The organism is Limnohabitans sp. (assembly GCF_046052825.1).
GTDB lineage: Bacteria > Pseudomonadota > Gammaproteobacteria > Burkholderiales > Burkholderiaceae_C > Limnohabitans.
Map to the genome: position 1 here is coordinate 1 of NZ_JAVLFP010000013.1, position 26,554 is coordinate 26,554.

At 53.3% G+C, this 26,554-nt stretch carries 23 protein-coding genes and 1 tRNA gene; 6 read left to right on the forward strand and 18 right to left on the reverse strand.

The features are described from left to right. The 10 genes from ACKWJN_RS01955 to ACKWJN_RS02000 all read right to left on the reverse strand — a co-directional run. On the reverse strand, nucleotides 1–155 hold a 155-nt coding region (locus ACKWJN_RS01955; protein WP_408594055.1), incomplete at its 3' end, for a GTP-binding protein. Further along, the gene (gene truB, locus ACKWJN_RS01960; RefSeq protein ID WP_408594020.1) at nucleotides 152–1,153 is read right to left on the reverse strand and encodes a tRNA pseudouridine(55) synthase TruB; all 1,002 of its coding nucleotides are present in this window, start codon (nucleotides 1,151–1,153) and stop codon (nucleotides 152–154) included. The genes truB and ACKWJN_RS01955, both read right to left, overlap by 4 nt. After that, nucleotides 1,153–1,524 carry a 30S ribosome-binding factor RbfA gene (gene rbfA, locus ACKWJN_RS01965; protein WP_408594022.1) on the reverse strand — a complete coding sequence of 124 codons (372 nt, stop codon included), beginning with the start codon at nucleotides 1,522–1,524 and terminating at the stop codon, nucleotides 1,153–1,155. Before rbfA ends, truB begins: the two co-directional genes overlap by 1 nt. 12 nt (nucleotides 1,525–1,536) lie before the next feature. After that, on the reverse strand, nucleotides 1,537–4,407 hold the full coding sequence (infB, locus tag ACKWJN_RS01970; RefSeq protein ID WP_408594024.1) for a translation initiation factor IF-2: 2,871 nt from the start codon (nucleotides 4,405–4,407) through the stop codon (nucleotides 1,537–1,539). 25 nt (nucleotides 4,408–4,432) lie between these two features. Next, a complete protein-coding gene (nusA, locus tag ACKWJN_RS01975; RefSeq protein WP_408594026.1) occupies nucleotides 4,433–5,917 on the reverse strand; it encodes a transcription termination factor NusA in 1,485 nt (494 codons plus the stop codon). Between the two features lie 28 nt (nucleotides 5,918–5,945). Next, nucleotides 5,946–6,503 carry a ribosome maturation factor RimP gene (rimP, locus tag ACKWJN_RS01980; RefSeq protein ID WP_408594027.1) on the reverse strand — a complete coding sequence of 186 codons (558 nt, stop codon included), beginning with the start codon at nucleotides 6,501–6,503 and terminating at the stop codon, nucleotides 5,946–5,948. A gap of 206 nt (nucleotides 6,504–6,709) precedes the next feature. Further along, nucleotides 6,710–8,344: an ABC transporter ATP-binding protein gene (locus tag ACKWJN_RS01985; protein ID WP_408594029.1), complete on the reverse strand. Its 1,635-nt coding sequence runs from the start codon at nucleotides 8,342–8,344 to the stop codon at nucleotides 6,710–6,712. Then, nucleotides 8,341–9,390, reverse strand: a complete 1,050-nt coding sequence (locus tag ACKWJN_RS01990; protein ID WP_408594057.1) for an ABC transporter permease — start codon at nucleotides 9,388–9,390, stop codon at nucleotides 8,341–8,343. Before ACKWJN_RS01990 ends, ACKWJN_RS01985 begins: the two co-directional genes overlap by 4 nt. Beyond that, nucleotides 9,368–10,402 (reverse strand): microcin C ABC transporter permease YejB, encoded by a 1,035-nt coding sequence (locus ACKWJN_RS01995; RefSeq protein WP_408594030.1) that lies wholly within the window; start codon nucleotides 10,400–10,402, stop codon nucleotides 9,368–9,370. The genes ACKWJN_RS01990 and ACKWJN_RS01995 overlap by 23 nt, the downstream gene beginning before the upstream one ends. Before the next feature lies 1 nt (nucleotide 10,403). Next, nucleotides 10,404–12,260, reverse strand: a complete 1,857-nt coding sequence (locus ACKWJN_RS02000; RefSeq protein WP_408594032.1) for an extracellular solute-binding protein — start codon at nucleotides 12,258–12,260, stop codon at nucleotides 10,404–10,406. 36 nt (nucleotides 12,261–12,296) lie between these two features. Between ACKWJN_RS02000 and fabI the strand changes: the two genes are divergently transcribed. Next, complete coding sequence (fabI, locus tag ACKWJN_RS02005; protein ID WP_408594034.1) at nucleotides 12,297–13,109, forward strand: enoyl-ACP reductase FabI; 813 nt, start codon at nucleotides 12,297–12,299, stop codon at nucleotides 13,107–13,109. A 45-nt stretch (nucleotides 13,110–13,154) separates the two neighbouring features. On the opposite strand, the gene ACKWJN_RS02010 is transcribed toward fabI, so the two are convergent. Next, entirely contained in the window at nucleotides 13,155–15,419 is a 2,265-nt protein-coding gene (locus tag ACKWJN_RS02010) for an Orn/Lys/Arg decarboxylase N-terminal domain-containing protein (protein ID WP_408594036.1), read from the reverse strand. A 78-nt stretch (nucleotides 15,420–15,497) separates the two neighbouring features. On the opposite strand from ACKWJN_RS02010, the gene ACKWJN_RS02015 reads away from it, so the two are divergent. Continuing rightward, nucleotides 15,498–15,588, forward strand: a tRNA-Ser gene (locus tag ACKWJN_RS02015). Between the two features lie 68 nt (nucleotides 15,589–15,656). Continuing rightward, nucleotides 15,657–16,403 (forward strand): sulfite exporter TauE/SafE family protein, encoded by a 747-nt coding sequence (locus ACKWJN_RS02020; protein ID WP_408594038.1) that lies wholly within the window; start codon nucleotides 15,657–15,659, stop codon nucleotides 16,401–16,403. 63 nt (nucleotides 16,404–16,466) lie between these two features. On the opposite strand, the gene ACKWJN_RS02025 is transcribed toward ACKWJN_RS02020, so the two are convergent. The 4 genes from ACKWJN_RS02025 to ACKWJN_RS02040 form a co-directional block, all read right to left on the reverse strand. Further along, nucleotides 16,467–17,450 (reverse strand): Bug family tripartite tricarboxylate transporter substrate binding protein, encoded by a 984-nt coding sequence (locus tag ACKWJN_RS02025; RefSeq protein WP_408594039.1) that lies wholly within the window; start codon nucleotides 17,448–17,450, stop codon nucleotides 16,467–16,469. A gap of 140 nt (nucleotides 17,451–17,590) precedes the next feature. Then, the gene (locus ACKWJN_RS02030) at nucleotides 17,591–19,273 is read right to left on the reverse strand and encodes an AMP-binding protein (protein WP_408594041.1); all 1,683 of its coding nucleotides are present in this window, start codon (nucleotides 19,271–19,273) and stop codon (nucleotides 17,591–17,593) included. A 30-nt stretch (nucleotides 19,274–19,303) separates the two neighbouring features. Next, the gene (locus tag ACKWJN_RS02035) at nucleotides 19,304–19,747 is read right to left on the reverse strand and encodes a polymer-forming cytoskeletal protein (protein WP_408594043.1); all 444 of its coding nucleotides are present in this window, start codon (nucleotides 19,745–19,747) and stop codon (nucleotides 19,304–19,306) included. 26 nt (nucleotides 19,748–19,773) lie between these two features. Further along, on the reverse strand, nucleotides 19,774–20,703 hold the full coding sequence (locus ACKWJN_RS02040; protein ID WP_408594044.1) for a M23 family metallopeptidase: 930 nt from the start codon (nucleotides 20,701–20,703) through the stop codon (nucleotides 19,774–19,776). A gap of 189 nt (nucleotides 20,704–20,892) precedes the next feature. Between ACKWJN_RS02040 and aat the strand changes: the two genes are divergently transcribed. From aat to ACKWJN_RS02055, 3 genes are read left to right on the forward strand one after another with little or no spacing between them, the layout of a single operon-like run. Beyond that, nucleotides 20,893–21,654, forward strand: a complete 762-nt coding sequence (aat, locus tag ACKWJN_RS02045; protein ID WP_408594046.1) for a leucyl/phenylalanyl-tRNA--protein transferase — start codon at nucleotides 20,893–20,895, stop codon at nucleotides 21,652–21,654. Next, nucleotides 21,651–22,385, forward strand: a complete 735-nt coding sequence (locus ACKWJN_RS02050; protein WP_408594048.1) for an arginyltransferase — start codon at nucleotides 21,651–21,653, stop codon at nucleotides 22,383–22,385. The genes aat and ACKWJN_RS02050 overlap by 4 nt, the downstream gene beginning before the upstream one ends. 22 nt (nucleotides 22,386–22,407) lie before the next feature. After that, complete coding sequence (locus tag ACKWJN_RS02055; RefSeq protein WP_408594050.1) at nucleotides 22,408–23,187, forward strand: IclR family transcriptional regulator; 780 nt, start codon at nucleotides 22,408–22,410, stop codon at nucleotides 23,185–23,187. Nucleotides 23,188–23,228: 41 nt separating this feature from the next. On the opposite strand, the gene ACKWJN_RS02060 is transcribed toward ACKWJN_RS02055, so the two are convergent. The 3 genes from ACKWJN_RS02060 to ACKWJN_RS02070 all read right to left on the reverse strand — a co-directional run. Then, a complete protein-coding gene (locus ACKWJN_RS02060) occupies nucleotides 23,229–24,155 on the reverse strand; it encodes a serine hydrolase (RefSeq protein WP_408594059.1) in 927 nt (308 codons plus the stop codon). Nucleotides 24,156–24,306: 151 nt separating this feature from the next. Then, nucleotides 24,307–25,845 carry a 2-isopropylmalate synthase gene (locus ACKWJN_RS02065; protein ID WP_408594052.1) on the reverse strand — a complete coding sequence of 513 codons (1,539 nt, stop codon included), beginning with the start codon at nucleotides 25,843–25,845 and terminating at the stop codon, nucleotides 24,307–24,309. A 206-nt stretch (nucleotides 25,846–26,051) separates the two neighbouring features. Beyond that, on the reverse strand, nucleotides 26,052–26,554 hold a 503-nt coding region (locus tag ACKWJN_RS02070), incomplete at its 5' end, for a CDP-alcohol phosphatidyltransferase family protein (protein WP_408594054.1).

Below are 26,554 nucleotides of genomic sequence, written 5' to 3' on the forward strand. Positions count from 1 at the left end.
CGTTCGCGCTCAATCGCGTTGTTGTCCATGACGGTGTCCACCACTTTTTCGTGGTCGGCAAACGTGCCGGATTGGCGCAGTAACTGGTCAACCATGGTGGTTTTGCCGTGGTCAACGTGGGCAATGATGGCAATGTTGCGAATTTGTTTACTCATACTTCACTCTCCAAGATTGATTGAATTTCGATCGGGCTCAACAAACGCCCAGGAATCAGTTCGCCGGCCGTCACATGTGCCGTACCCAACAGGGAACGAGGCGTGTGGCCATACACGGCAGTGCGGGCGCAGTCGGGCCAAGAGCCACGGCGTCGCACACCACTTAAAAATCTGCCTGCATCTTCAGGTGCCAAGGTGACGGCCACGTGACCATTCAACAAGGCATCGACTGGCAACAAGCGTGCTTGTCTTTCGGGCTCAGACATGGCCTCCAAATCCTGCAAGCTGATGCATTGGCTAGCTCCGAAAGGCCCGGTGACGGTGCGGCGCAAAGCGCTCAAATGGGCGCCACAGCCAAGGGCCAGACCGATGTCTTCGCCCAGGGTTCGGATGTAGGTGCCTTTGCTGCACGTCACTGTGATCTTCAAACGACGGTGGCCTTTGTCTGGTTCGATTTCTTGCAGGCTCAAGGCATGGATGGTGACTGGGCGTGCTTCGCGCTCGACTTCAATGCCAGCACGGGCATAGTCATACAAGGCTTTGCCGTCTTTTTTCAAGGCACTGTGCATCGGCGGGACTTGGCTGATCGGGCCCGTGAATTGTGCTTGCACGGCCTGCAACTGCTCGGGCTTGAAGTCAACAGGTTTCTCGGCAATCACGTCGCCTTCGGCATCCGCCGTGCTGGTTTGAATGCCTAGCACCGCAATCGCTTCGTAGGATTTGTCAGCATCCAAATGGAGCTGGCTGAATTTGGTAGCGGCGCCAAAGCAAATTGGCAACACGCCAGTCGCCAAAGGGTCGAGCGTTCCGGTATGCCCTGCCTTTTCGGCGCGCAGCAGCCATTTGGCTTTTTGCAATGCGTTGTTGCTGGACAAGCCATAGGGTTTGTCCAACAACAACACCCCATGGACAGGACGCCGCTGCACTCGGGTGCGTGGCGCGCGTGTCTGACCACCGCACTCAACCACTGCGAGTGGCTTACTCTCGGCTGTGGTCATCAGTCTTCCTTCGCTTTGGAGGAGACTGCCTTGGCAATCAGGGCGTTCATGTCTGATGCATGCTCGGGCGTGCGGTCGTACATGAAATGCAAGGTCGGCACGGTGTGGATGTGCAAGCGTTTGAACAAGCCATTGCGCAAAAACCCCGCAGCTTGGTTGAGACCTTCTGCGCAAGCTTTGGGGTCCCCGTTGAGAACGCTGAAGTGCACTTTGGCATGGGCGTAATCGGGCGTGACTTCCACACCTTGCAAAGTGACCATGCCCACGCGCGGATCTTTCAATTCGCGCGCAATCAACTCGGCCAAATCACGCTGGATTTGGTCGGCCACCTTGAAACTGCGGTTGGGGGTGCTGCTCGGTTTACGTGCCATACCAATGACGTTTTACAACGACCGTGCAACCTCTTTGATTTCAAAGAATTCCAAGACGTCGCCCTCGACGATGTCGTTGTAATTCTTGATGGTCAAACCGCACTCGAAGTTCTCTTTGACTTCTTTGGCGTCGTCTTTGAAACGCTTCAAGCTGTCGAGTTCGCCGGTGAAAACCACCACGTTGTTGCGCAACAAGCGCAACTTGGCTGTGCGGCGTACAAAACCGGACGTGACCATACAACCCGCGATCGCACCAATCTTGCTGACACGCAGCACTTGACGAATCTCGGCCGTACCGATGACTTCTTCTTTCTTGTCAGGTGTGAGCATGCCGGACATCGCGGCTTTGAGTTCATCCACAGCGTCATAAATGATGTTGTAGTAACGAATCTCCACACCATTGCCTTCGGCCAACTTGCGCGCACCGGCATCGGCACGGGTGTTGAAACCAATCACCACGGCTTTGGAGGCAATGGCCAAGTTGATGTCGCTCTCACTGATACCACCGACGGCGGCGTACACCAGTTGAACTTTGACTTCGTCGGTGGACAACTTGAGCAAAGAGGCGGCCAAGGCTTCTTGCGAACCTTGCACGTCGGCTTTGACGATGATGGGCAGCATCTTCACGTCGCCCGAGGTCATGTCGGAGAACATGTTCTCCAACTTGGACGCTTGTTGTTTGGCCAACTTGGTGTTGCGCACCTTGCCTGCACGGTAAGTGGCAATTTCACGGGCACGACGTTCGTCGGTCATCACCATGAATTCGTCACCGGCTTGCGGCACCTCGGTCAGGCCTTGCACTTCCACTGGAATGGAAGGGCCTGCCGACTTGATGGGCTTGCCGTTCTCGTCCAACATAGCGCGCACACGGCCAAAGGTTTGACCTGCCAACACCACATCGCCGGCGCTGAGGGTGCCAGACTGCACCAGCACGGTGGCCACGGGACCACGTCCCTTGTCCAATCGAGCTTCAATCACCAAGCCTTTGGCCATGGCGTCGACGGGTGCTTTGAGTTCCAGCACTTCGGCTTGCAACAGGACCTGTTCCAACAATTCGTCGATGCCTGCCCCTGTTTTGGCAGACACCAAGACAAATGGAGACTCGCCGCCGAACTCTTCTGGCACCACTTCTTCGGCCACCAATTCGCCTTTGACGCGTTCTGGGTTGGCACCGGGCTTGTCAATTTTGTTGACGGCTACCACGATCGGCACACCCGCAGCTTTGGCGTGCTTGATGGCCTCCTTGGTTTGAGGCATCACGCCGTCATCGGCAGCCACCACCAAGATCACAATGTCCGTCGCTTTGGCACCACGGGCACGCATGGCCGTGAAGGCTTCGTGGCCTGGGGTGTCGAGGAAGGAGATCATGCCGCGTGGCGTTTCCACGTGGTAAGCACCGATGTGTTGGGTGATGCCACCGGCTTCGCCTGAGGCTACTTTGGCTCGGCGAATGTAGTCCAGCAACGACGTCTTGCCGTGGTCAACGTGACCCATGACCGTGACCACTGGGGCTCGGGTGATGGCGTCGGCATGGTGAGCAGAGGCCTCTTCTTCGGTGAAGGCCTCCGGATCGTCCAGTGCCGCCACGATGGCCTTGTGACCCATTTCTTCCACCAAAATCATGGCGGTGTCTTGATCCAGCGGCTGGTTGATCGTGGCCATCTGACCCAGCTTCATCAGCTGTTTGATCACCTCTGAGGCCTTGACGGCCATCTTGTGGGCCAATTCGGCCACGGTGATGGTTTCAGGCACGTGCACTTCAATCACGCGTGCTTCTGTGGGGGCTGCATTGGCATGGTTGTCATCTCGACCCCCACGTTGCTCACGCCGGCCGCGAGGACCACCGCGCCAGCTGTTGCGGCCCACACCACCACTGGAATCACCACGCGTTTTGATTTCTTTCTTTTTCGCTTGTTCATCGGCCCAGCTGGATGACAGCTTGGCACTCTTGACTTCCTTGTTGCCGCCTGGTGTCGCGGTTGCGCCCGGTGCACCAGGTGCAGCGGTACGTGCGACAGCACCCGGGCTGCCAGCTGGCTTGTGCAAGGTGCCCTTCATGGCCGCTTTGGCAGTTTCTGCGGCCGTAGGCTCAGGCTTTTTGGCGACGAGAACTTTTTGAGGTGTGCTCATCATGGCGCGAATCGCTTCGGCTTCGGCCAAAGCTTTGCGACGGCGTGAATCCAAATCTTTGGCTCGCGCAGTTTCTTCGTCCGCACGGGCTTTGGAGGCTGCAGCGGCTTGTTCCCGCGCAGCCTCTTCAGCTTGCGCCTTGCTGGCTGCAGCAGTGTCTTCCACAGCGGCCACGATTTCAGCCGTGGTCTGCGCAGCTTTGGCCGCGTCAGCAGCGGCTTTTGCCGCCTCGGCTTGCGCACGCTCGTGCGCTTCGTGGGCTTCTCGTTGACGGCGTTTTTCGGCCAACTCTTCTTCTTGGCGACGAATCAGCTCCGCTTGACGACGTGCCTCTTCTTCACGACGGGCCAACTCCGCTTCGTTGATCAACGAGGCAGCAGATGCCATCTGCGCTGGTTCATGTTCCACGGAGGCAACTGGTGCCATTTCAGGAGAATCAACGGTGTCAGGTTCATCACGCTTGATGAAGGTGCGCTTCTTACGAACCTCCACCTGGATCGTGCGGGCTTTGCCTGACGCATCGGCTTGCTTGATTTCGCTGGTGGATTTTTTCACCAAGGTGATCTTTTTACGATCAGCAGCCACGGTACCGTGGCTGGCTTGCAAGTGGCTCAACAGCTTTTGTTTGTCGGCTTCGGTCAGCGCATCGCTGGCCGAAGATTTGGACACACCTGCTGAGCTCAATTGCTCAAGCAATGTGTCGGTTGATTTTTTGAGTTCGCTGGCAAACTCGGCAACTGTCGTACTGGACATATGTGGTGGTTCCTCTCCATGACCATTACTCTTGACCCGCGAACCAATGTTCGCGTGCCTTCAAGATCAGGGCTTTGGCCTCTTCTTCGCTTTGGCCTGTGATGGCTGTGAGCTCGTCTACGGCCAAATCGGCCAAATCGTCACGGGTGTGAACGCTGTTCTCAGCCAATTTGGCGATGAGTTCAACAGTCAACCCCTCCAAGTCACGCAGGTCTTGCGAAACTTCTTCGACGCTCTCTTCGCGTGCAATTTCCATGGTGAGGAGCGCATCCTTGGCACGTGCGCGCAACTCATTGACGGTGTCTTCATCGAAGCTCTCGATTTCGAGCATCTCTTGCAGAGGCACATAAGCCACCTCTTCCAAGCTGGTGAAGCCTTCTTCAATCAGGATGTCAGCCACCTCTTGGTCCACGTCCAGTTTGGCCATGAACAAGGCACGCATGCCGTGTGTTTCGTCGGCTTGTTTTTGGGCAGACTCGGCAGCGTCCATGATGTTGATCTTCCAACCCGTTAGGTCAGAAGCCAGACGCACGTTTTGTCCGCCACGACCGATGGCGATGGCCAGGTTTTCTTCGTCCACCACCACGTCCATGGCGTGCTTTTCTTCGTCCACCACGATGGAGCTGACATTGGCAGGGGCCAAGGCACCGATCACAAACTGTGCCGGGTCTTCGCTCCACAACACAATGTCGACGCGCTCACCGGCCAACTCAGTGGTCACCGCGTTGACGCGCGTTCCGCGCACGCCCACACAGGTGCCAATGGGGTCGACCCGTTTGTCATGCGACACCACGGCGATCTTGGCGCGTGAACCTGGGTCACGGGCGCAAGATTTGATTTCAAGCAAGCCTTGCTCAATTTCTGGCACTTCTTGGCGGAACAACTCCACCATGAACTCGGGTGCAGAACGCGACAAAATGATGGGGGCGCCGCGCAAGGTCAGGTCCACATCCATGATCATGGCGCGCACGCGGTCGCCATTGCGCAGGTTTTCTTTGGGGATCATCTCGTTGCGGCGCAGGCGGCCTTCGACGCGACCAGATTCGACAATGATGTCGCCTTTGTCCATGCGCTTGACGGCACCGACAAAGATTTTGTCGCCACGTGACATGAAGTCGTTGAGCAACATCTCGCGCTCGGCGTCACGGATTTTTTGCAAAATCACTTGCTTGGCTGCCATGGCACCAATGCGGCCAATGGGCAACGACTCGATGGATTCCTCGATGTACTCGCCCTCTTCTGCGTCAGGCACTCGCTCGCGAGCGTCCATCAGCATTTCTTCGGCCTCCGGATTTTGCAAACCCGCAGCATCAGGGACAACCAACCAACGACGGAAAGTTTCGTAATCGCCCGTGTCGCGGTCCATGGCCACGCGGATGTCCACCTCACCCTCGTAGAGCTTTTTCGTGGCTTGTGCCAATGCAGATTCGACTGCACCAAACACCACATCGCGCTCGACGTTTTTCTCGCGCGAGATGGCTTCAACCAACATCAACATTTCGCGGTTCATGACGACTACTCCTTCTCAAGAACAAAATTCAACGGGGCTTTTTGCCCTTGAAATCCACAATCGGTGCCAGACGTGCTTCACGCAATTCGTCCAACGTGAAACCCAACGCATGCAGCGGGGTCTCGGCTCTTTTTTGACTGATTTTTTGACCGGGTTTGGCCTTGGGTGCGTCACGCCAGGTGATTTGCCAACCAAGGCCATCGTCCGTGCGCTCCAAGGTGCCACGAAATTTCTTACGATTGGCAGACACTTGTCCTGCAGCCGCGGCACCCATGGGCGCCTTGAGCGTGAGGTCCACCTCTTCGCCTACAAAGCGCTCAAAATCTGCTTGGTGCCGCAAGGGCCTGTCAATGCCAGGGGATGAAACCTCTAGGCGCTGGTAGGTCACGGCATCAACTTCAAGCGCAAACTGCAACTGCCGGGTCACGCGTTCGCAGTCTTCGACCGTGACGAATTGCAAAGGCGTTTCTGGCGTCCAAGGCAAATCAATGGTGATGCGCAACAGCCCCCCGGCAGAGCGTTCAATCTCAACCAGGTCGTAACCTAAACCTGTGACAGTTTGTTCTACTATTTGCTGCAAAGCCACGTCGACGAAAACCCTAGGTTCAAAGGATCAAAAAACAATCGACCAAAAAAAACGGGCGGTAATTACCCGCCCGTTTGGTCGTGAAGCGCTCATTGTAACGTCTAAATGCTTGATTTGCAAAGAGAATGTCAGAAAATAAGTGCTGCCGTCGATTCCAACAAACCCAAGGCATCAAAGTGGCCGTTGGGACACGTGCGGAATGCAGATTAGCTTGCAGCAGCCACCAACAACCGCGTGTAGTGGTGCTGGGGATGGTTCAACACCGCTTCGGCAGTCCCCGATTCCACCACTTGTCCTGCTTGCATGATCAGCACATCATGCGCCATGGCCCGTACGACCGCCACATCATGCGTGATCAGCAAATAACTCAACCCACGATCGCGTTGGAGCTGTTGCAGCAATTCCAGCACTTGTTTTTGAATGGCCACATCCAGTGCGCTGGTGGGCTCGTCCAAAACCAACACCTGCGGGTCGACCACCAAGGCTCGCGCAATGGCCAATCGTTGACGCTGACCACCAGAAAACTCGTGCGGGTAGCGCTGCAGCAATCCGGGAAACTCAGACTCTGTCAAACCGACCGCGGCCAAAGTGACGAGCAAACGGCGTAAACACCCCAAGTCATCCAACTCAGGGTTGTGCAAGCGCAAGCCCTCAGAGACCAACTCACGCACATTCATGCGGGGAGACAAAGAGGAAAAAGGGTCTTGAAACACCACCTGGACCTTACGACGCAAGGACAAGTCTTGCTTGGCGCGACCTGACCATGCTTGGCCCCCGATGTTCAACTGGCCGTTGAAGGGCAGCAAGCCCAAGGCAGCCAAGGCCAAACTAGACTTGCCCGAACCAGACTCGCCCATCACACCCAAGGTTTGACCTGCGCGCAATTCAAAGTCCAAAGCTTGCACTGCAACGAATTCCCCTTTACCCAACCAGCCTCGCCAGCCGGCGCGTGTGACGGGATAGATCACCTGAATCTGTTTGGCTTGCATCACCACAGGTGCATCGGCACGACAAGGAAGCACATCCCGTGACGCGTGGCTGTCGATCAGATGCTGGGTGTATGCGTGCTCTGGACGATCCAGAACATCGGCTACGTTCCCTGATTCGACAACGTGTCCTTTTTCCATGATCAAGACACGGTCGGCAAAGCGACGCACGGCCTGCAAGTCGTGCGTGATGAGCAGCACAGACATGCCGTAGCGTTGTTGCAAACTGTCGAGCAAGTCCAATATCTGACAGCGCAGTGACACATCCAGGGCTGTGGTGGGTTCGTCGGCCACCAAAAGACGAGGGCGGCACGCCAAGGCCATGGCAATCATGACGCGTTGGCGTTGCCCACCCGAGAGCTGATGCGGATAAGTGAGTGCGCGTCGCTGAGGCTCTGTGATGCCTGTGTCTGAGAGCAAACGAATCACCTCAAACCAGGCCTCATCCCTCAGCATGCCGCGCTTGAGTTGCAGCACTTCAGCAATTTGATCCCCAACGGTGAACAAGGGGTTCAAAGCTGTCATGGGCTCTTGGAAAACAAATGCAATGTCCTGCCCGCGAAGTGCTTGCAGATCACGCTCTTTGAGTTTCAACAGGTCACGGGTTTGCAGTTCATCGGTGGCGACGGCAGCCAAAGATTCAGCGTCCTGCGGTGTCCACAAGCAACGCCCTGACATGGTTGCCCCATCAACCAACCGAACCAGGCTGAGTGCCGTGATGCTCTTGCCCGAACCCGACTCTCCAACCAAGGCCAACTTCTCGCCATGCTCCACATTGAAGTTGATGCCATGCACCACCTCCTGGGCACCAAATGCAATGCGCAAATCACGAACTTGAAGCAAGGGCAACCTCATGGCTGGGCCTTTCTGGGGTCTAGCGCGTCGCGCAAACCATCCCCCATGAAAGTCAGCAACATCAAGGTCACCACCAAAACTGCGAAAGTGGACAGAGAAATCCACCATGCATCGATGTTGTTCTTGCCCTGCGCCAACAACTCACCCAAACTGGGGGTGCCCGGAGGAACGCCTAGGCCCAAGAAGTCCAACGAGGTCAGGGCCAAAATGGCCGCACTCATGCGAAATGGCAAGAAGGTCACCACGGGTGTCAAACTGTTGGGCAATACATGGCGCCAAATGATTTGGCGATTGGACAGACCTAGGGCGCGTGCAGCACGCACGTAGTCAAGTTGTCGGTTGCGCAAAAACTCGGCGCGCACATAGTCCGACAAGCCCATCCAACCAAACAATCCGAGCAACACCAACAACAAGCTGATGCTGGGGTCGAACACCGCCGAAAAAATGATGAGCAAATACAACTCAGGCATGGCACTCCATATTTCAATGAAGCGCTGCATGGCCAGGTCTGTTTTGCCACCAAAAAACCCCTGCAATGCACCTGTCAGTACGCCGAGGACCGTACCAAATATTGTCAACGCCAAAGCGAACAACACGGAGATTCGAAAGCCGTACAACAGGCGCGCGACCACGTCACGTCCTCGATCGTCCGTCCCCAACCAGTTGTCCGGCGACGGTGGCGCTGGGTTAGGTTCTTTGGCGAAGTAATTCAGTGTGCTGTGGTGATAGGGGTTGGGCGGATACAAAGCCCAGTTGCCCGACTGGGCAAATTGCTTTTGGATGAAAGGGTCTAAAAAATCTGTGGGCGTGGCAAAGTCGCCGCCAAATGTGGTCTCCGGCAAGCTTTGCACAATCGGTACGTACCAGTGCCCCTGGTAGCGAGCCATCAATGGCTTGTCGTTCGACAACAGTTCTGCAAACAAACTCAAGAGAAAGATCAGCACGAACAAGCACATGCTGAAGAAACCCAAGCGATTGCGTCGAAAACGCAGCCAAGCACGCTGACGGGGCGATTGGGGGGTGTTAATCAAATTTGACACGAGGATCCACCCAGACGTAACACAGATCGCTGATGAGCTTGGTGAACAAACCAATCAGCGTGAACAAATACAAAGTGCCAAGCACAACAGGATAGTCACGGCGCATCACACTCTCATAGCTGAGCAAGCCCAAACCATCCAACGAGAACAGCGTTTCGATCAGCAACGAACCCGTGAAGAATGCCCCAATGAAGGCCGCCGGAAAACCCGTGACCAAGGGAATCAAGGCGTTGCGAAACACATGGCGCCACAACACACGTCGTTGCGACAAGCCTTTGGCCCGCGCCGTCAACACGTATTGCTTGCGAATTTCTTCCAAAAAGGCATTTTTCGTCAGCATGGTGATGACAGCAAAGGCGCCCAACACGCTGGAGGTCACTGGCAGCACGATGTGCCACAAGTAATCAACAATGCGCGCGCCCCACCCGAGTTGATCCCAGTTGGCGGAGGTCAATCCCCGCAGGGGAAACCATTGCAACTGCCCACCGAACACCACCAACAAGGCCACGCCAAGGACGAACCCAGGAATGGCATAGCCGGTTAAAACCAGCAGACTGGTCAGCATGTCAAAGTGAGAGCCGGAACGCACGGCTTTGGCAATTCCCAGCGGAACTGAGATCAGGTAGCTCAACAAGAAAGTCCAAAGCCCCAAACTGATGGAAACAGGGAGTTTCTCGCGCACCAATTCCCAGACATCTTTGGGATAGAAAAAACTTTTACCCAAATCAAAACGGGCGAACTGTTGGACCATTTGCCAAAACCGTTCTGGGGCTGGTTTATCAAAGCCGTAAAGCTGTTTGATTTCTTCAATCCGTGCCGCATCAACGCCTTGACGCCCTCGATATCCAGCGCCACTTGACGAGGCGCCCTCCGCTCCGCTGTCGCGCCCTTGCAGCTGCGACACCATTTGCTCGACAGGACCACCGGGTACAAACTGTATGACCGCAAACGTCATCAACAAGACCCCGAACAGGGTCGGTACCATGAGCAGCAAGCGCTTGAAGATGTAGCTGAGCATGTCAGTCCTTTGCCCTTGCCTGTGCGGCCAAACTGGCACGGTTGTCACGTGTGGCCCACCATGTCGATACGGCCCACGCTTCGGGCTGGTAATAGCGCGGCGTGGTGGTTGGTTGCTCGAAACGGCCATTGCGCCAAGCGACGCGGTGTACGCCGCCATACCAATGGGGCACGGCGTAATGGCCGTGACGCAGCACACGATCCAGAGCACGGGCAGCCGTGATCAATTGAGGCCGGGTCCTGGCAGAAATCACCTGCTCTAACAGTGCGTCAACGGCCGAGTCCTGGATGCCCATGAAATTGCCAGAGCCCTCTGTGCCTGCTGCTTTGGAGCCAAAGCGCTCCATCAATTCGGTGCCCGGGGATTCACTGCCCACATTGCGGTTGCTGATGATTTCGAAATCAAACACATCCAGACGTTTTTGCAGCACCGCAAAGTCGATCACTTTGTAGTTCACCTTGAAGCCCAACTTTTCCAGGTTTTTGGCGTATGGCGTCACCACGCGGCCCATGGCGCCGGAATTGTCTAAAAACTCGAGGGTGAATGGATCGCCTTGTGCGTTTCGTAAGGCACCCTCACGGTAAGTCCATCCCGCTTGCGCCAACAAGGCCTTGGCTTGACGCAAATGGTCACGCAGTGTCTGGCCGGATGCGGGGTCTAACTCGGTGTGCGGAGGTAAAGGCACAGGTTGGCTGAAAACTTCGGGTGCAAGCTGTGCTCTTAAGGGGCTGAGAAGTGCCAACTCTGCGGTGTCGGGCCTGTCCGTGGCCTCAAAATCGCTCGCCACAAAATAACCCCGCACGCGCCGATAGGCGTTGTAAAAAAGTTGACGGTTCATCCATTCAAAATCCATTGCCAGGCCAATGGCTTCACGCACACGGGGATCTTGAAATTTGGGCAGTCGGGTGTTGAACAAGAAACCCTGAAAGTCTCCCGCATTGCCATGCTGAAGCTCACGTTTGATGAGTTGGCCGCTGTTGAAGGCTTTGCCCGTGTAGGCACGGGCCCATTCGCGGGCGATGAAGGACTGAATGAAATCAAACTCACCGGCTTTGAATCCCTCTAATTGCGCGGTGTTGTCCTTGTAGAGCCTGTAGGTCACGCGATCGAAGTTGAAAAGACCTCGACGAACATTGACATCACCGCCCCAATAATCAGGGTCACGGTCGTAGCTGATGTCTCGGCCGAACACCACACGTCCAACCTTGTAGGGTCCGCTCCCAATAGGCAGATCGGTGACGATTTTGTCCAAGGGCTGAGGAGTCCCGTTCTTTGCGCCCCATTGACGGCTGAAGACCGGCAAGTTGCCAACGATCAAGGGCAACTCAGGATTGGCCCGTGCAAATTCAAAGCGCACCGTGAGTGCATCCATGACTTTGCAGGCGGTGACCTCAGCGTACAAAGTTCGAAACTGTGGGGCCGCCTCTTTGCTGGTGAGTTTGTCAAACGCATATTTCACATCTTCGGCCAACACAGGGGCCCCATTGTGAAAACGTGCGGCGCGACGCAAACGAAAGGTCACCGAACGTTTGTCAGCTGCCACACTCACGTCTTCAGCCAATAAACCGTAAGCGGTGGTGGGTTCGTCCAACGTACCCGTCAACAGTGTTTCAAACACCAAGCCCAACACGCCCGGTGCGGCGTTGCCTTTGAGCGTGAATGGGTTGTATTTGTCAAAACTTGACAGTCTTGAAGGTGGCACCAACACCAGTTCCCCTCCTTTAGGTGCCTCTGGGTTCACATACTCAAAGTGGTGGAACTTGGACGGGTATTTGATGTCACCAAATTGGGCGTAGGCGTGGCCTGCCCAAGACGGACAACAAACCCACATCAGCAGTAAAAATAACAAACCTCGCATGCGACAATTCTGCAAGATTTTTTCAGAGGCCCACTCATGACCGCACACACAGGTTTTCTCGCTGGTAAAAAACTACTCATCACCGGTGTATTGTCCAACCGTTCCATTGCCTACGGCATCGCCAAAGCTTGCCACAGCCAAGGTGCAGAGTTGGCTTTTAGCTATGTGGGCGAACGCTTCAAAGACCGCATCACAGACTTTGCCGCAGACTTTGACTCCAAGTTGATTTTTGATTGCGACGTGGGTGACGATGCCCAAATTGACCAACTCTTCAAAGACTTGTCGGCACATTGGCCGACATTCGATGGCTTTGTGCACAGCATTGGCTACGCACCGCGCGAAGCGATTGCCGGAGACTTCCTGGAGGGTCTGAGCCGTGAAGGTTTCAAAATTGCACACGACATCAGCGCCTACAGTTTCCCCGCGATGGCCAAAGCTGCCCTGCCCTACCTCAACGACAACGCGGCCGTGTTGACTTTGAGCTACCTAGGTGCCATTCGCACGGTCCCCAACTACAACACCATGGGTTTGGCCAAAGCTTCACTTGAGGCTTCGGTGCGATACCTGGCAGAGTCATTGGGCGCGAAAGGTCGTGGCTTGCGAGCCAACGGCATCAGCGCAGGCCCCATCAAAACCTTGGCAGCCAGCGGCATCAAAGGCTTCGGCAAGATTTTGAGCGTGGTCGCTGAAGCGTCCCCTATTCGTCGCAATGTGACGATTGACGATGTAGGCAATGTGGCCGCATTTTTGATGAGCGACCTGGCTGCTGGCATGACCGCTGAAATCACCTATGTGGACGGCGGTTTCAGCCAAGTGGTGGGGGGCATTGCCGAACCTGCTGGCGAATAAATCCAGCACCTCAGATCAAAAAAAGAGCGCCTTGGCGCTCTTTTTTTATTGCTTCACGCAGTCGGCAAAGTAAGACCGCTTGCCATCTGCGCTGATTTCTTCCACCAACCCGTGGATGTCGGTTTCAAAGCCAGGACATTGCATGTTGAACTCACGCGCAAACTTGAGATAGTCCACGATCTTCTTGTTGAATACCTCACCAGGAATGAGCAACGGAATGCCGGGCGGATAAGGCGTGACCAAGCTGGTGGTGATGCGCCCCAACAGCTCATCCACAGGCACCCGCTCGGTGTTGCGGTGTGCAATTTGGGCATACGCGTCACTGGGCTTCATGGCTGGGGTGAGATCAGACAAATACATCTCGGTGGTCAAGCGGGCAATGTCGTACTTGGCATACAAGGTGTGGACGTGTTGGCACAAGTCACGCAACCCCATCCGTTCGTACGCACGATGCTTTTGACAAAACTCGGGCAAGATGCGCCACATGGGTTGGTTGCGGTCGTAGTCGTCCTTGAACTGTTGCAACGCTGTCAACAACGAGTTCCAACGCCCCTTGGTGATGCCAATGGTGAACATGATGAAGAAGCTGTACAAGCCAGTCTTTTCAACGATGACGCCGTGCTCAGCCAAAAACTTGGTGACGATGCTGGCCGGAATACCACTCTTGTCGAACTTGCCGTTCAGGTCCAAGCCCGGCGTCACGATGGTGGCCTTGATGGGGTCGAGCATGTTGAAGCCATCGGCCAGTTTGCCAAAGCCGTGCCATTTGGACGACTTGCCCGTGCCTTTGATGATCCAGCTTTCAGCCCGGCCAATGCCGTCATCGACCAACTCGTCAGGCCCCCACACCTTGAACCACCAATCATTGCCGTATTCTTCATCGACCTTGCGCATGGCACGGCGAAAGTCAAGTGCTTCGGCAATGCTTTCTTCTACCAACGCGGTGCCGCCAGGTGGCTCCATCATGGCCGCCGCCACGTCGCAGCTGGCAATGATGCTGTACTGCGGGCTGGTGCTGGTGTGCATCAAATAGGCTTCGTTGAACAGGTGACGGTCCAACTTGGTTTTCTGCGAGTCTTGCACCAACACATGACTGGCTTGGCTGATGCCCGCCAGCAGTTTGTGAATAGACTGGGTGGCATACACCACCGAATGCATGGGGCGCTCGCGCTTCTTGCCCATGGCGTGGTAGGTGCCGTAGAACGGGTTGAAGGCGGCATGCGGCAACCAGGCTTCGTCAAAGTGCAGATTGGCCACATAGCCGTCAAGCATTTTCTTGATGGTCTCGGTGTTGTAGAGCACGCCGTCGTAGGTGGACTGTGTGAGCGTCAACACCCGGGGCTTGACTTTTTTGGCATCCACGCCTTTGAGCAAGGGGTTGGCTTTGATCTTGGCTTGGATGGCGGCCGGTTCAAATTCGCTTTTTGGGATGGGGCCAATGATGCCGTAGTGGTTGCGTGTGGGCTTCAAGAACACGGGCACAGCACCGGTCATGATGATGGCGTGCAACACCGACTTGTGACAGTTTCGATCCACCACCACCACGTCACCCGGAGCCACCGTGTGGTGCCAAACAATTTTGTTCGAGGTGCTGGTGCCGTTGGTGACAAAGAAGCAATGGTCTGCGTTGAAGATACGTGCGGCATTGCGCTCGCTCTCGCCAATGGCGCCATTGTGGTCGAGCAATTGGCCCAATTCTTCCACCGCGTTGCAGACGTCAGCGCGCAACATGTTTTCGCCATAGAACTGGTGGTACATCTGCCCCACAGGGCTCTTCAAGAAGGCGACGCCCCCCGAATGGCCTGGGCAGTGCCAAGAGTAAGAGCCGTCTTCAGCGTAATCGAGCAAGGCTTTAAAGAATGGAGGTTGCACGCTCTCCAAATAACTCTTGGCTTCCCGGATGATGTGACGTGCCACAAACTCAGGCGTGTCTTCGAACATGTGGATGAAGCCATGCAATTCGCGCAAGATGTCGTTGGGCAAGTGACGCGAAGTTTTGGTTTCACCGTAGACATAGATCGGCACGTCGGCGTTTTTGCGCCGCACTTCTTCAATGAAGTTGCGCAAGTTCAGAACGGCAGGATCCAAGTCGGGGCCCGGTGTGAACTCCTCATCATCGATCGACAAGATGAAGGCACTGGCACGCGACTGTTGTTGCGCGAACTGGCTCAGGTCACCATAGCTGGTGGCCCCCATCACCTCATAGCCTTCACCTTCAATGGCTTCTGCCAAAGCACGGATACCCAAACCCGAGGTGTTCTCGGAACGAAAATCCTCGTCGATGATGACGATGGGAAAGCGAAATTTCATGCAGGACTCCGAACGGCGCGTTCATTGACAAAACAACAGCGCGGAAGTGTACTCGCCCACTGTTACAATCAAAGTCTTGGAGCGGTGGATGAGTGGTTTAAGTCGCACGCCTGGAAAGCGTGTGTGGGTTAATAGCCCACCGCGGGTTCGAATCCCGCCTGCTCCGCCAAAAAATAAAAGCCCCCGTCTTCGGACAGGGGCTTTTTTGTTGAAAAGCATCATCCAACTAAGGCGCGCATGATCATCGACGAGTTTTTCTTCATCACGAACTTTGGGGCCCTTTTGATTGGCCTTTCTAAAGGTGGATTACCTTCGATCGGCATGTTGGCCGTGCCCATTCTTTCATTGGTGATCTCCCCCATGAAGGCGGCCGTGTTGTTGCTTCCAATCTATGTGATCTCAGATGTGGTGGGCATTTGGCTATACCGCAAAAACTTCAGTTTGCCCAATTTGAAAATTTTGATTCCAGCGGGTGTGCTCGGCGTATTCATCGGCTGGCTGACGGCATCTTACATTTCTGATATCGCCATCAAATTGCTGCTGGGGGTCATTGGTATTGGTTTTTGTTTGAACACTTGGCTTAGGAAACAAGCCAACCAAGCAACGCAACCAGCGCACGCGGGTAAGGGCCTTTTTTGGGGGGCTCTGGCAGGCTTCACCAGTTTCATTTCACATGCGGGTGCGCCACCTTTTCAAGTTTATATGCTGCCCCAACGCTTGCCCAAAGCAGAGTTTGCAGGCACTGCCACGCTTGTATTTGCAGTGATCAACGCTGCAAAAATTCTGCCTTACCAGCAACTGAGACCCTACACGATGGAGGATCTGACGAGCGCCATGTTCCTCATTCCAATGGCTTTGATCGGAACGGTTCTTGGCGCCTACCTGACTAAAAAAATCGCCGATGCGTGGTTCTTTAAACTGATCCAAATCGGCTTGTTCATCATCTCGATCAAACTCATGGTTGACGCGATCTCAGCCATGTGAAATCGGTGAAAAAAAACCCTGTTAAAAACAGGGGCAGCCAAGTCATTGGAAGGTGACTGAAGATCAATCCACCGAGATTTTGGCCTTCTTGACTACCTCAGCAAAACGCAAGCGATCTGCCTCAGCGATTTTGGTGGCATCTGCTGGCGTCAATGTCCAAGGTTCAAAGCCGACCGCCGACAAGCGCTCTTTCACATCGGGTTCAGCCAAGGCCTTTTGGGTGCTGGTGTAGAGCCGATCCGCGGTGGCTTTGGGTACGCCCTTGGGCGCATAAAAAGCGACCCAGGTATTGAGCTCAAAATTGTTTGGGCCGCCTGCCTCACCAACGGTTGGGACATCGGTGTATCCAGGAAGTCGTTTGGTTCCCGCATAGGCCAAGAATTTGACTTTTTTGGCTTTGTACAGCGCCCCCGCGGATGCCGCAGTGCCAAAGGCCCAATCGACTTCACCCGTTGACACTGCCGTGTAGAGTTGTGGCAATTCTTTGAAAGGAATGTGACGCATCTGTGTTCCAGTGGCGCTCTCTAACATGGCAGTTCCGACATGGGCCACACTCCCAATCCCCCAACTGCCATAGGTCATTTCATTGTCTTTGGCTTTGGCCGCGGCAATCAAGTCGTTGACATTTTTCCAAGGTGAATTGACACTGACCACAATGAAAAAGTTAGTGGTGTACAAAGGAGCCACCAAGTCAAAATCTTTGACGGGATCAAATGGCATTTGTTTGTATAAATGCTGTTGCAAAGACATGTGGGTTGCGTCCACCAACATCACGTTGTAACCATCGGCTGGGGCGCGTTTAACTTCACCAATGGTGAGCCAACCGTTGGCGCCAGGTTTGTTGTCCACCACCAGTTGTTGCCCCAACTCGCGATTGAGTTTTTCGCCGACCATGCGAACCACGGAATCAGGACCGCTACCAGCAGAAAAAGGCACTACGGCACGAACGGATTTATTGGGAAAGCCCTGGGCTGATACCGGGGGGGCATTGACAAAAAAAACCATCGTGATCGCAGTGATCAGAGAAGCTTTGGATACGAGTTGCATGGGTAGTCTCCTGGTTTTATTTGTAGCTCGAATTTGAGCTTTGCGTGATCGTTTGTCAAAATTCACATGTATCGATCCAAACAGATTATGGATGTGACAGCAACTTGCCAAGACACACGGCTGTCGCGTGCGGCAAGGATTTAATTCAATTGTTGTGTGTGTTGCTCAGCCGCCAATTTATCAGCAATTGTTTTCTTCAGAGCCGGCTTGTCTAATTTTCCGACGCGTGTGACTGGGAAACTGTCCGTGATTTCAATCCGCTCTGGGCATTTGTATTTCGCAAGCCCCAACCCAGTGAGAAATGCAGCCAACTCCTGGACTCCAGGCGCTTTCAAACCTGCTCTGGGGATGATGAAGATACAGCCCTTTTCTCCATAAAAAGGATCTGGCATCGCCACCAACTTGGCATCGGCGACATGTGGGTGCTGGTTGACGAAACCTTCCACTTCTTCACAGCCAATTTTTTCTCCTCCACGGTTGATGTTGTCGCGCAATCGTCCTTCAAAGGTGTAGCAAACCACGCCCTCGACTTCATGCGCGGTCATCATGTCGCCGGTTCGGTAATAACCATCTGCGGTGAATGCGCTTTGATTGGCTTGTGGCGACTGAAAAAAGCCAGTCAAACTGGAAGGCCCTCTGAAGCACAGCTCCCCCATTTCTCCGGGCAAGACAGGCTCTTCACTTTCGGGTTTGAGAAGAACGATTTCGTCATAAGGGCAGCCTGAGATGCCTTGCGTCTGGTGTCGCATCAAGACAGGCGCATCGGCACCAGATCCGAGCAACAAGCCTTCTGTGATGCCAAACAAATTCGAGCAAGGCCTTTTGATGTGTTGCTCTAATTTGTCTGCACGGCTCATGGTCGCAAAAAGTTGCAGGGATGACAGGTCATGGCTATCGATGTTTTCGTAGGCCAGCAACTGTGGTGCGATGGGGCCAATCGACATCGCATGTGTGACACGGTGAGTCTCAATCAACTCCAACATGCGCTGAATATCCACCTTTGGCATAAGCACCGTACTCACACCAGACGTGACCACGGGCATGAGTGCATACAACTGCCCTGCGTTATGCAACAAAGGCAAGGACCAAATCACTCGGCTCTGGTCATTGATGTTGTATCCCCGAGCCCATGCAGCTGAATGGCCTAAATATTCTGCGTGAAAGCGAGGAATGATTTTGGGTGTTCCAGTAGTTCCTCCAGAGAGCTGGAAGCTCAACACATCTTCACTGCCAATCGCTATCTCAGATAAACGAGCACGCGCTTGCTCGACTGAAACGCATTCGATGAGGCTTTGTATGTCGGGCAAACCATCTGCGCTCCCGCGCACGAGCACCAAATGTTTCAGCTGAAGATGACGCGACATCATGGCTCGGGCAAAGCCAATCAAATCAAACGGACTGAAATCTGCCTGAACAAAATAAGCCGTCGCACCTGATTGCTCCGTTAATTGTCCTATCTCTACTTCTCGATGCTGAGGCAATGAACAAACCGGGATGATTCCAGCTTTGTAGCAAGACAACAAGACCACTGCGGTTTCTACAGTGGTGCCCAGTTGAAAAATAGCCCGTTCACCTGGTGCTATCCCTAGGTTGAGCAACGCACAAGCCAAGCGCTCTGTGGCCTCATCCAACTCTTTGAAAGTCAAACTGGTTTCATCTGAGATGAACGCTTGTCGGTCTGGGTATGCAACAGCCGTTCGACGCAACGCGTGACCAACAGTGGTGTCCAACCAAGCGCCGTTGCTGAAAAACTCAGCTGCACGAGCAACGCCAGGGTAAATGACCCCTGGGATGGGATGCCTCACGTGAGATGTTGGGTGCATCGGGGCCGATTTGCGCTCAATGCAGTGAGATCAACCACTAGACTCTTGAGCCTTGCGAATCACATTCTTAGCATCTGTGTTGCTATTGGATGCCGCTGCACTGGTTGGGTTTTGAATCACGAGGCCCAATAAACGAGCCCCATGTTCTACCGCGATGGAACCATAAGAAATATCACCTTGGACCACGGATTCTTTATGGAATTCCACCCTTTCAGCAGCATAAATATTTCCCTCAACTCGCCCTGCCACCATCACGCGATGCGCGGTGATGTCTCCGGAGACCTCGCCAGTCAAACCAATCGCCACAGTGACCTTGTTGTCCTTCGTTGTTTCAATATTACCGACCACTTTGCCGTCAATGCGAACGCTGTCGAGCAGCACCAAGCGCCCATAGATCTGAGTGGTTCGTCCAATGATGGTGTCAAAACGCTCCTGTGAAGGGGACAAAGATTTGTCTTTGAGTTTTTCAAACATGGTGGGCCTTTTGGACGAAGAACTACTCATTGGGCATTGGCCTGTATCAGCATTTGGGTCGGGTTTAGAACACGGTCGTGACGCATGATTTCGTAATGCAAATGAGGTCCGGTTGAGCGCCCCGTATTGCCAAGTTGGCCCAAGGCTTCACCACGAAGGACTTGCTGTCCTTCTTGAACGGTGCGCTTGCTCAGATGTGCATATCGGGTCGTAAATCCCTCGATATGGCTGACTTCAATGACATTGCCGTATGAAGCATCCCAGGCGGATCGGGTCACCGTGCCCGCGGCTGTCACAAGCACGGGCGCCCCCATAGGCGCAACAAAATCCAAACCTTCGTGCATGGCCAATTGCCCGGTAAAGGGGTCGTTTCGGATACCAAAACCACTCGTGACCCGAAACTCTTTGTCTACTGGTACACCCGTAGGCAAAGCGTTTAACCAGTTGAGTTGTGCTGTCCAACTGAGGTTCAAATTTTTGACAGCAACCTCGGCGCGAGCAAATTCATCGACAGCAACAGTAAAGTCTTGACTCAAAATTTGTGAACTAGCACCCTGCAAACGGGGAGCAATCCAAGGCCCCCCTCTGGCCTCGTCTTTTTTACTGATCCGATCTTTCAGATTGGCGGGAGTCGCGATTTCCATGAAACGGTTTTTGAGTGTTTCGAGTTGCCGAATCTCTTGTACGGTGGCGGTCAGGTTTTGACGTAGTTTCTCCAGACGCTCTCGATAGACAGACTCGACCCGTTGTTGCTCTGCCTCAGTGGTCACACCGCCCAAACTTCTGGCAAGACTTGGGCTGAATTCAATGGCAATGCGAAAGCCAATGAAGTGCAATAAAACACCGAATGAAATCAAAAAGAAAGCAGACATGCAGGCACCCACCATCACCTTGCGTGTGGTGATGGAAATAGTCCGCACCGTTGCGGTGGGTCCTGACACCCACATCAGTTGCATGAACAGAACTCCGGAAATTTATGGGATGGTCCATCAGGTTACCTGATGACTTTCTTCCATTGTAGGGAGTTGAATGCCCAAACGACTCATGGTTTTCCAATGAAAAAAGTAAAATTAACCATAAAGAATTGGAATTAACAACGGATTTAGCCATAAATAGAACGCATGCACATTGATTCAAAATAAGACATGCACTCTGATCGAACAACTATCACTTGGCTGGATGATCTCACACCGCTCCCTTGCGCCGAGTCAGCCCTTGGCGCTGACTCTGAACTGGCCGGGTTGGTTGCGGCAGGCGGGGGCCTGTCTGTCACGCGCCTTCATGAAGCCTACAGCCAAGGGATATTTCCATGGTTCAGCGCATCTCAACCGGTATTGTGGTGGTCACCCAATCCGCGCATGGTACTGAAGGTTGATGCCTTCAAGTTGCGACGATCCTTGCGTAAAACACTCCAGAATTTCACTCACTCACCGGATGCCCAAATTAAATTCAACAGCAACTTTTCATCGGTGATCCGCCATTGCGCCGGGGTGGCTAGACCCGGTCAATCGGGCACTTGGATCGTTAATGAGATGGTAGAGGCTTATGAGGCGTTACACCTTGCAGGGCACGCCCACAGCGTAGAAACATGGATGAACGATAAATTGGTAGGCGGCTTGTACTGTGTGTCTATGGGGCGCTGTATTTTTGGAGAATCGATGTTCTCTCTGGAGTCCAATGCCTCGCAGATCGCATTGTCCGCACTTGTCGCATTTGCCCGTACCCAAGGCGCTTCATGGATTGATTGCCAACAAGACACGAGACATATGGCGTCTTTAGGAGCACATCCAATACCCAGATCACAATTTCTCAAAGACATTGAAATGGATCGACATTATCCAAATATGCGTTGGCAATTCCAATCCAGTTACTGGTCAGAGATCTTGACTGCAAGAGGTAAAAATTGACAAATCTGAAAGATTTACCTACCCAGACATTGCAATTTTATGCAACGGCCCCCTACCCTTGCAGCTACTTACCGAACCGTATTGCCCGTTCCCAAGTCGCAACCCCGAGTCATTTGATTCAGAGCGAAATTTATTCTGATTTGGTGCAAAAGGGCTTCCGTCGCAGTGGCTTGTTCACATACAGACCCTATTGCGATAGCTGCCGTTGTTGTGTGCCTATTCGAATCAAAGTTGAAGATTTCTGTGCGACCCGAAGCCAACGTCGCGCATGGCGACAACATGCGAATTTACAAGAGCGAACACTCAGTCTGGATTTTTTGCCTGAACATTATGATTTGTACCAGCGATATCAAGCTCAGCGGCATGCGGGGGGCGGCATGGACCAAGACAGCGTGGAGCAATTCACTCAATTCCTATTGCAAAGCCAGGTCAATTCACGTTTGGTCGAATTCAGGACACCCTCCTTAGACGGCACATTGGGAAGTCTGAAAATGGTGTCTGTTGTGGACGTTCTCAATGACGGTTTATCGGCCGTTTACACCTTTTACGATCCTTCAGCGCGCAACAGTTTTGGGACGTACAACATCCTTTGGCAAATTGAACAAGCACGTTCGCTTCAACTCCCGTATGTTTACTTGGGATATTGGATCAAAGACAGCCAAAAAATGCGTTACAAGGCCAATTTCACGCCTCAACAACACTGGATAGAAGAGGAATGGATCGACTGCTGATTTCACAAGATAAAATAAGCCCATGCGTAAATCCAGCGTTCCTGTCACGCCAAATATCCAAGTCATAGAGCGAATTTTTTCTCTCATTGATGTCTTGGCATCTCGAGAAGAAGCCATATCGCTCAAAGAAATCAGCGAAAGGACGGGCCTACACCCATCTACCACGCACCGCATTTTGAACGACCTGGCCGTTGGACGCTTCGTCGACAGGCCTGAATCGGGCAGCTATCGCTTGGGGATGCGGTTGCTAGAGTTGGGCAACTTGGTCAAAGATCGACTCAATGTCAGAGATGCTGCTGTTCAACCGATGCGTGAATTGCACAAACTGATTCAACAACCCGTGAATTTGAGTGTTCGACAAGGTGATGAAATTGTTTATGTAGAACGCGCATTCAGCGAGCGCTCCGGCATGCAAGTCGTGAGAGCCATTGGTGGGCGAGCTCCATTGCACTTGACCTCGGTAGGCAAACTGTTCTTAGCCATGGACGATTTACAAAGAGTACGTGCCTATGCAACACGAACGGGCTTGAGTGGTCAGACCAGAAACAGCATCACCCAATTACAGATATTGGAGCGAGAGCTATCCAAAGTCCGACAATATGGCGTAGCCCGGGATAACGAGGAGCTTGAGTTGGGCGTGCGTTGCATGGCATCGGGAATATACGATGATCAAGGCAAATTGGTCGCAGGTCTCTCTATTTCTGCACCCGCGGATCGCCTGGACGAGAGCTGGCTTCCTAAACTTCAATTGACGACACAAGCCATTTCTCAAGCGCTGGGTCATCCAAACAGTCGAGCATAAAAAAACCAGCTTTCGCTGGTTTTTTTGTATTGCGATGTGTGTCACATTTGTGGACGACCAGCGTGATGAACCTCAACCCATTTGCGCACACGTTCAGCATCGGCAATTCTGCTGAGCTTGCCCGCCGAATCCAAAAACACCATGATCAGTTTACGACCAGCGACTTTGGCTTGCATCACCAAACATTGACCCGCTTCGGATATGTATCCTGTTTTTTGAAGACCAATTTCCCAATTGGGATTCTTGACCAAGCGGTTAGTCGTCCTGTACTGAAGGGTATGGTTGCCTACTTCTACTTGGTAACTCGCAGACGTTGACAGCTCTCGCAGCATGGGATCGTTATAGGCCGAGCCCACCAAAGTGGCTAGGTCTTTCGCGCTAGACTGGTTGTGACTCGACAAGCCAGTCGGCTCTACGTAACGCGTATCTCGCATTCCCAGTTGTGCAGCTTTGGCGTTCATCAAGCCCACAAACACTGAAAGACCTCCTGGGTAGGTCCTTCCCAATGCATGCGCAGCACGGTTTTCACTGGCCATCAATGCCAGATGCAATAACTCACCGCGAGTCAAAGTTGTTCCAACGCGCAAACGAGAACTGCTGCCTTTTTCGGTGTCAACATCATCTTGGGTGATGGTGATCGACTCTTCCAAAGGCAACTTCGACTCGCTGATGAGTACCCCAGTCATCAACTTGGTGATGGATGCGATAGGCAAGACAGCTTGGTCATTTTTGCTCAACAAAACTTCTTGCGTTTCTTGGTCGATCACATAAGCCACACTGGACTTCAGATCCAAGTGGTCTGAGGTGGCATGCAAACCAGCCATTTGGCCAAATGAAGGTTTTGAAGCAACGGTTTTCTCGACCTTTCGACGGAAATGCGCTTTGACAACCGTGCTTTTCGACTTTTCGACACTGGGTTTGGGAGTTGCCGTTGCGCTCGTTGCTGAGGCCGCAAAAAACACAGTCAAAAGACCAAAGGAGGTAGCAATGAACAGTTGTTTCAAGTGGCGTTCCTTGTTCTTGAATGGCAGCAGATGTGATAGTTTAACAAAAATAAAAAATCACGCAAGATCAAAGACTTGCGTGATTTTTTTGAGGAAACCAATCAAGGTAACAACATCAACCCTGGGCCGCAACCCTATCCGCTTTGCTTTGAAGTTTATTCAGGGCAGCCAAGTAAGCTTTGGCTGAGGCGACCACGATGTCAGGATCGGCCCCAACGCCATTGACCACGCGCCCACTGTTTTGCAAACGCACAGTGACCTCGCCCTGACTTTCTGTCGATCCACTGATGGCATTGACAGAGTACAACACCATTTCAGCGCCACTTTTCACATGTGACTCGATGGCTTTGAGGGACGCGTCAACAGGACCGTTTCCGTCGGACTCTCCTCGCACTTCTTGTCCACCCACAGTGAAAACAACGACGGCCTGAGGGCGTTCGCCGGTCTCGCTGTGCTGCGACAAAGATACGAAAGCAAACTGTTCATTGTCGTTGAGCACACTTTCTTCGCTCAATAAAGCCAAGATGTCTTCGTCAAATATTTCACTCTTTCGATCTGCGAGCTCCTTGAATTTAGCAAAAGCTGTGTTGATTTCGCTTTCACTTTGCATTTCAACCCCCAAGTCCTGCAGGCGCTGTTTGAAAGCGTTGCGGCCACTGAGTTTGCCCAAAACAATTTTGTTGGCGCTCCAGCCCACATCTTCGGCACGCATGATTTCGTAGGTGTCACGTGCTTTGAGCACGCCATCTTGGTGGATGCCCGAAGCATGCGCAAAGGCATTGGCGCCGACCACGGCCTTGTTGGGTTGCACCACAAAGCCCGTGGTTTGGCTCACCATTCGGCTAGCCGCGACGATTTGTCGCGTGTCAATGCCCATCTCTAAGTTGAAATAGTCCTTGCGTGTTTTGACCGCCATGACAACCTCTTCCAACGAACAATTGCCAGCGCGCTCGCCCAAGCCGTTGATCGTGCATTCCACTTGACGCGCACCGCCAATCTTCACGCCAGCCAAAGAATTGGCAACGGCCATCCCTAAATCATTGTGACAATGGACGGACCAGATGGCTTTGTCGCTGTTGGGCACACGCTCGCGCAAGGTTTTGATGAAGTTGCCGTAGAGTTCAGGCACAGCATAGCCCACCGTATCCGGCACGTTGATGGTCGTGGCCCCCTCAGCGATGACCGTCTCGATCACACGACACAAAAAATCCATCTCACTGCGGTAACCATCTTCAGGACTGAACTCGATATCTCCCACCAAATTACGGGCAAAGCGCACAGACTGCTTGGCTTGCTCAAGCACTTGTTCTGGTGACATGCGGAGTTTCTTCTCCATGTGCAACGGCGACGTGGCAATGAATGTGTGAATACGTGCATTCTTAGCGCCTTTGAGCGCTTCAGCGGCTCGGCTGATGTCACGGTCGTTAGCTCGGGATAAAGAGCAAATGGTTGAATCTTTGATCGCATTGGCAATGGCTTGCACGGCTTCAAAATCACCGTTAGAGCTGGCCGCAAACCCTGCTTCAATGACATCGACTTTCAGGCGTTCCAATTGACGGGCGATGCGCAGCTTTTCATCACGCGTCATAGAAGCGCCTGGCGATTGTTCGCCATCACGCAATGTGGTGTCAAAAATAATGAGCTTGTCAGCCATGGTCAGAACTCCTTGAATTTCAGAAAACCTACAACGTGTGTCTCGACCCCAAAGCAAAAGGCCCGCTGCAGGTGCATACGGGCCTTGTTTGGGTTTGCGCGTGCGCTACCAACTCTGCCCGTTGAGGGTTAGCAGTCGTAGAGCCAGCGAAATATTGTGCATGGGTTAAATTTAGCACAAAAAAAATCGCGCAGTCGTGCCCCGTGTCACTTATGCAAGCCTTGCTCGTCAGGTTCATCAGTTGACGTACTGATCACACTGGTATGGATGCCTTTTGTACGCCGCCATGCATACAACACATAACCGCTCAAGCCATACAGCATGAACAACGCAAACAGAACAATCGGAGGATGGATGTTGATCACAGCAATCACCAAAGCAAGCAACACAATGACTGCAAAGGGAACACTACGGCGCATTTGAACGTCTTTGAAACTGTAAAAGGGGACATTCGTCACCATTGTCAGTCCAGAGTACAGGCACATCGCAAACATAGGCCACACCACCTCAGCACCTTGATACCCCATGTCATTCATCAACCAAATGAAGCCCATGACCAGGGCTGCAGCAGCGGGAGACGGCAAGCCCTGAAAAAAACGGCGATCAACCACAGCTGTGTTGACGTTGAAACGTGCCAAGCGCAAAGCAGCGCATGAAATGTATACAAAAGCAGCCACCCACCCCCAACGCCCCACCCCTTTGAGGGCTG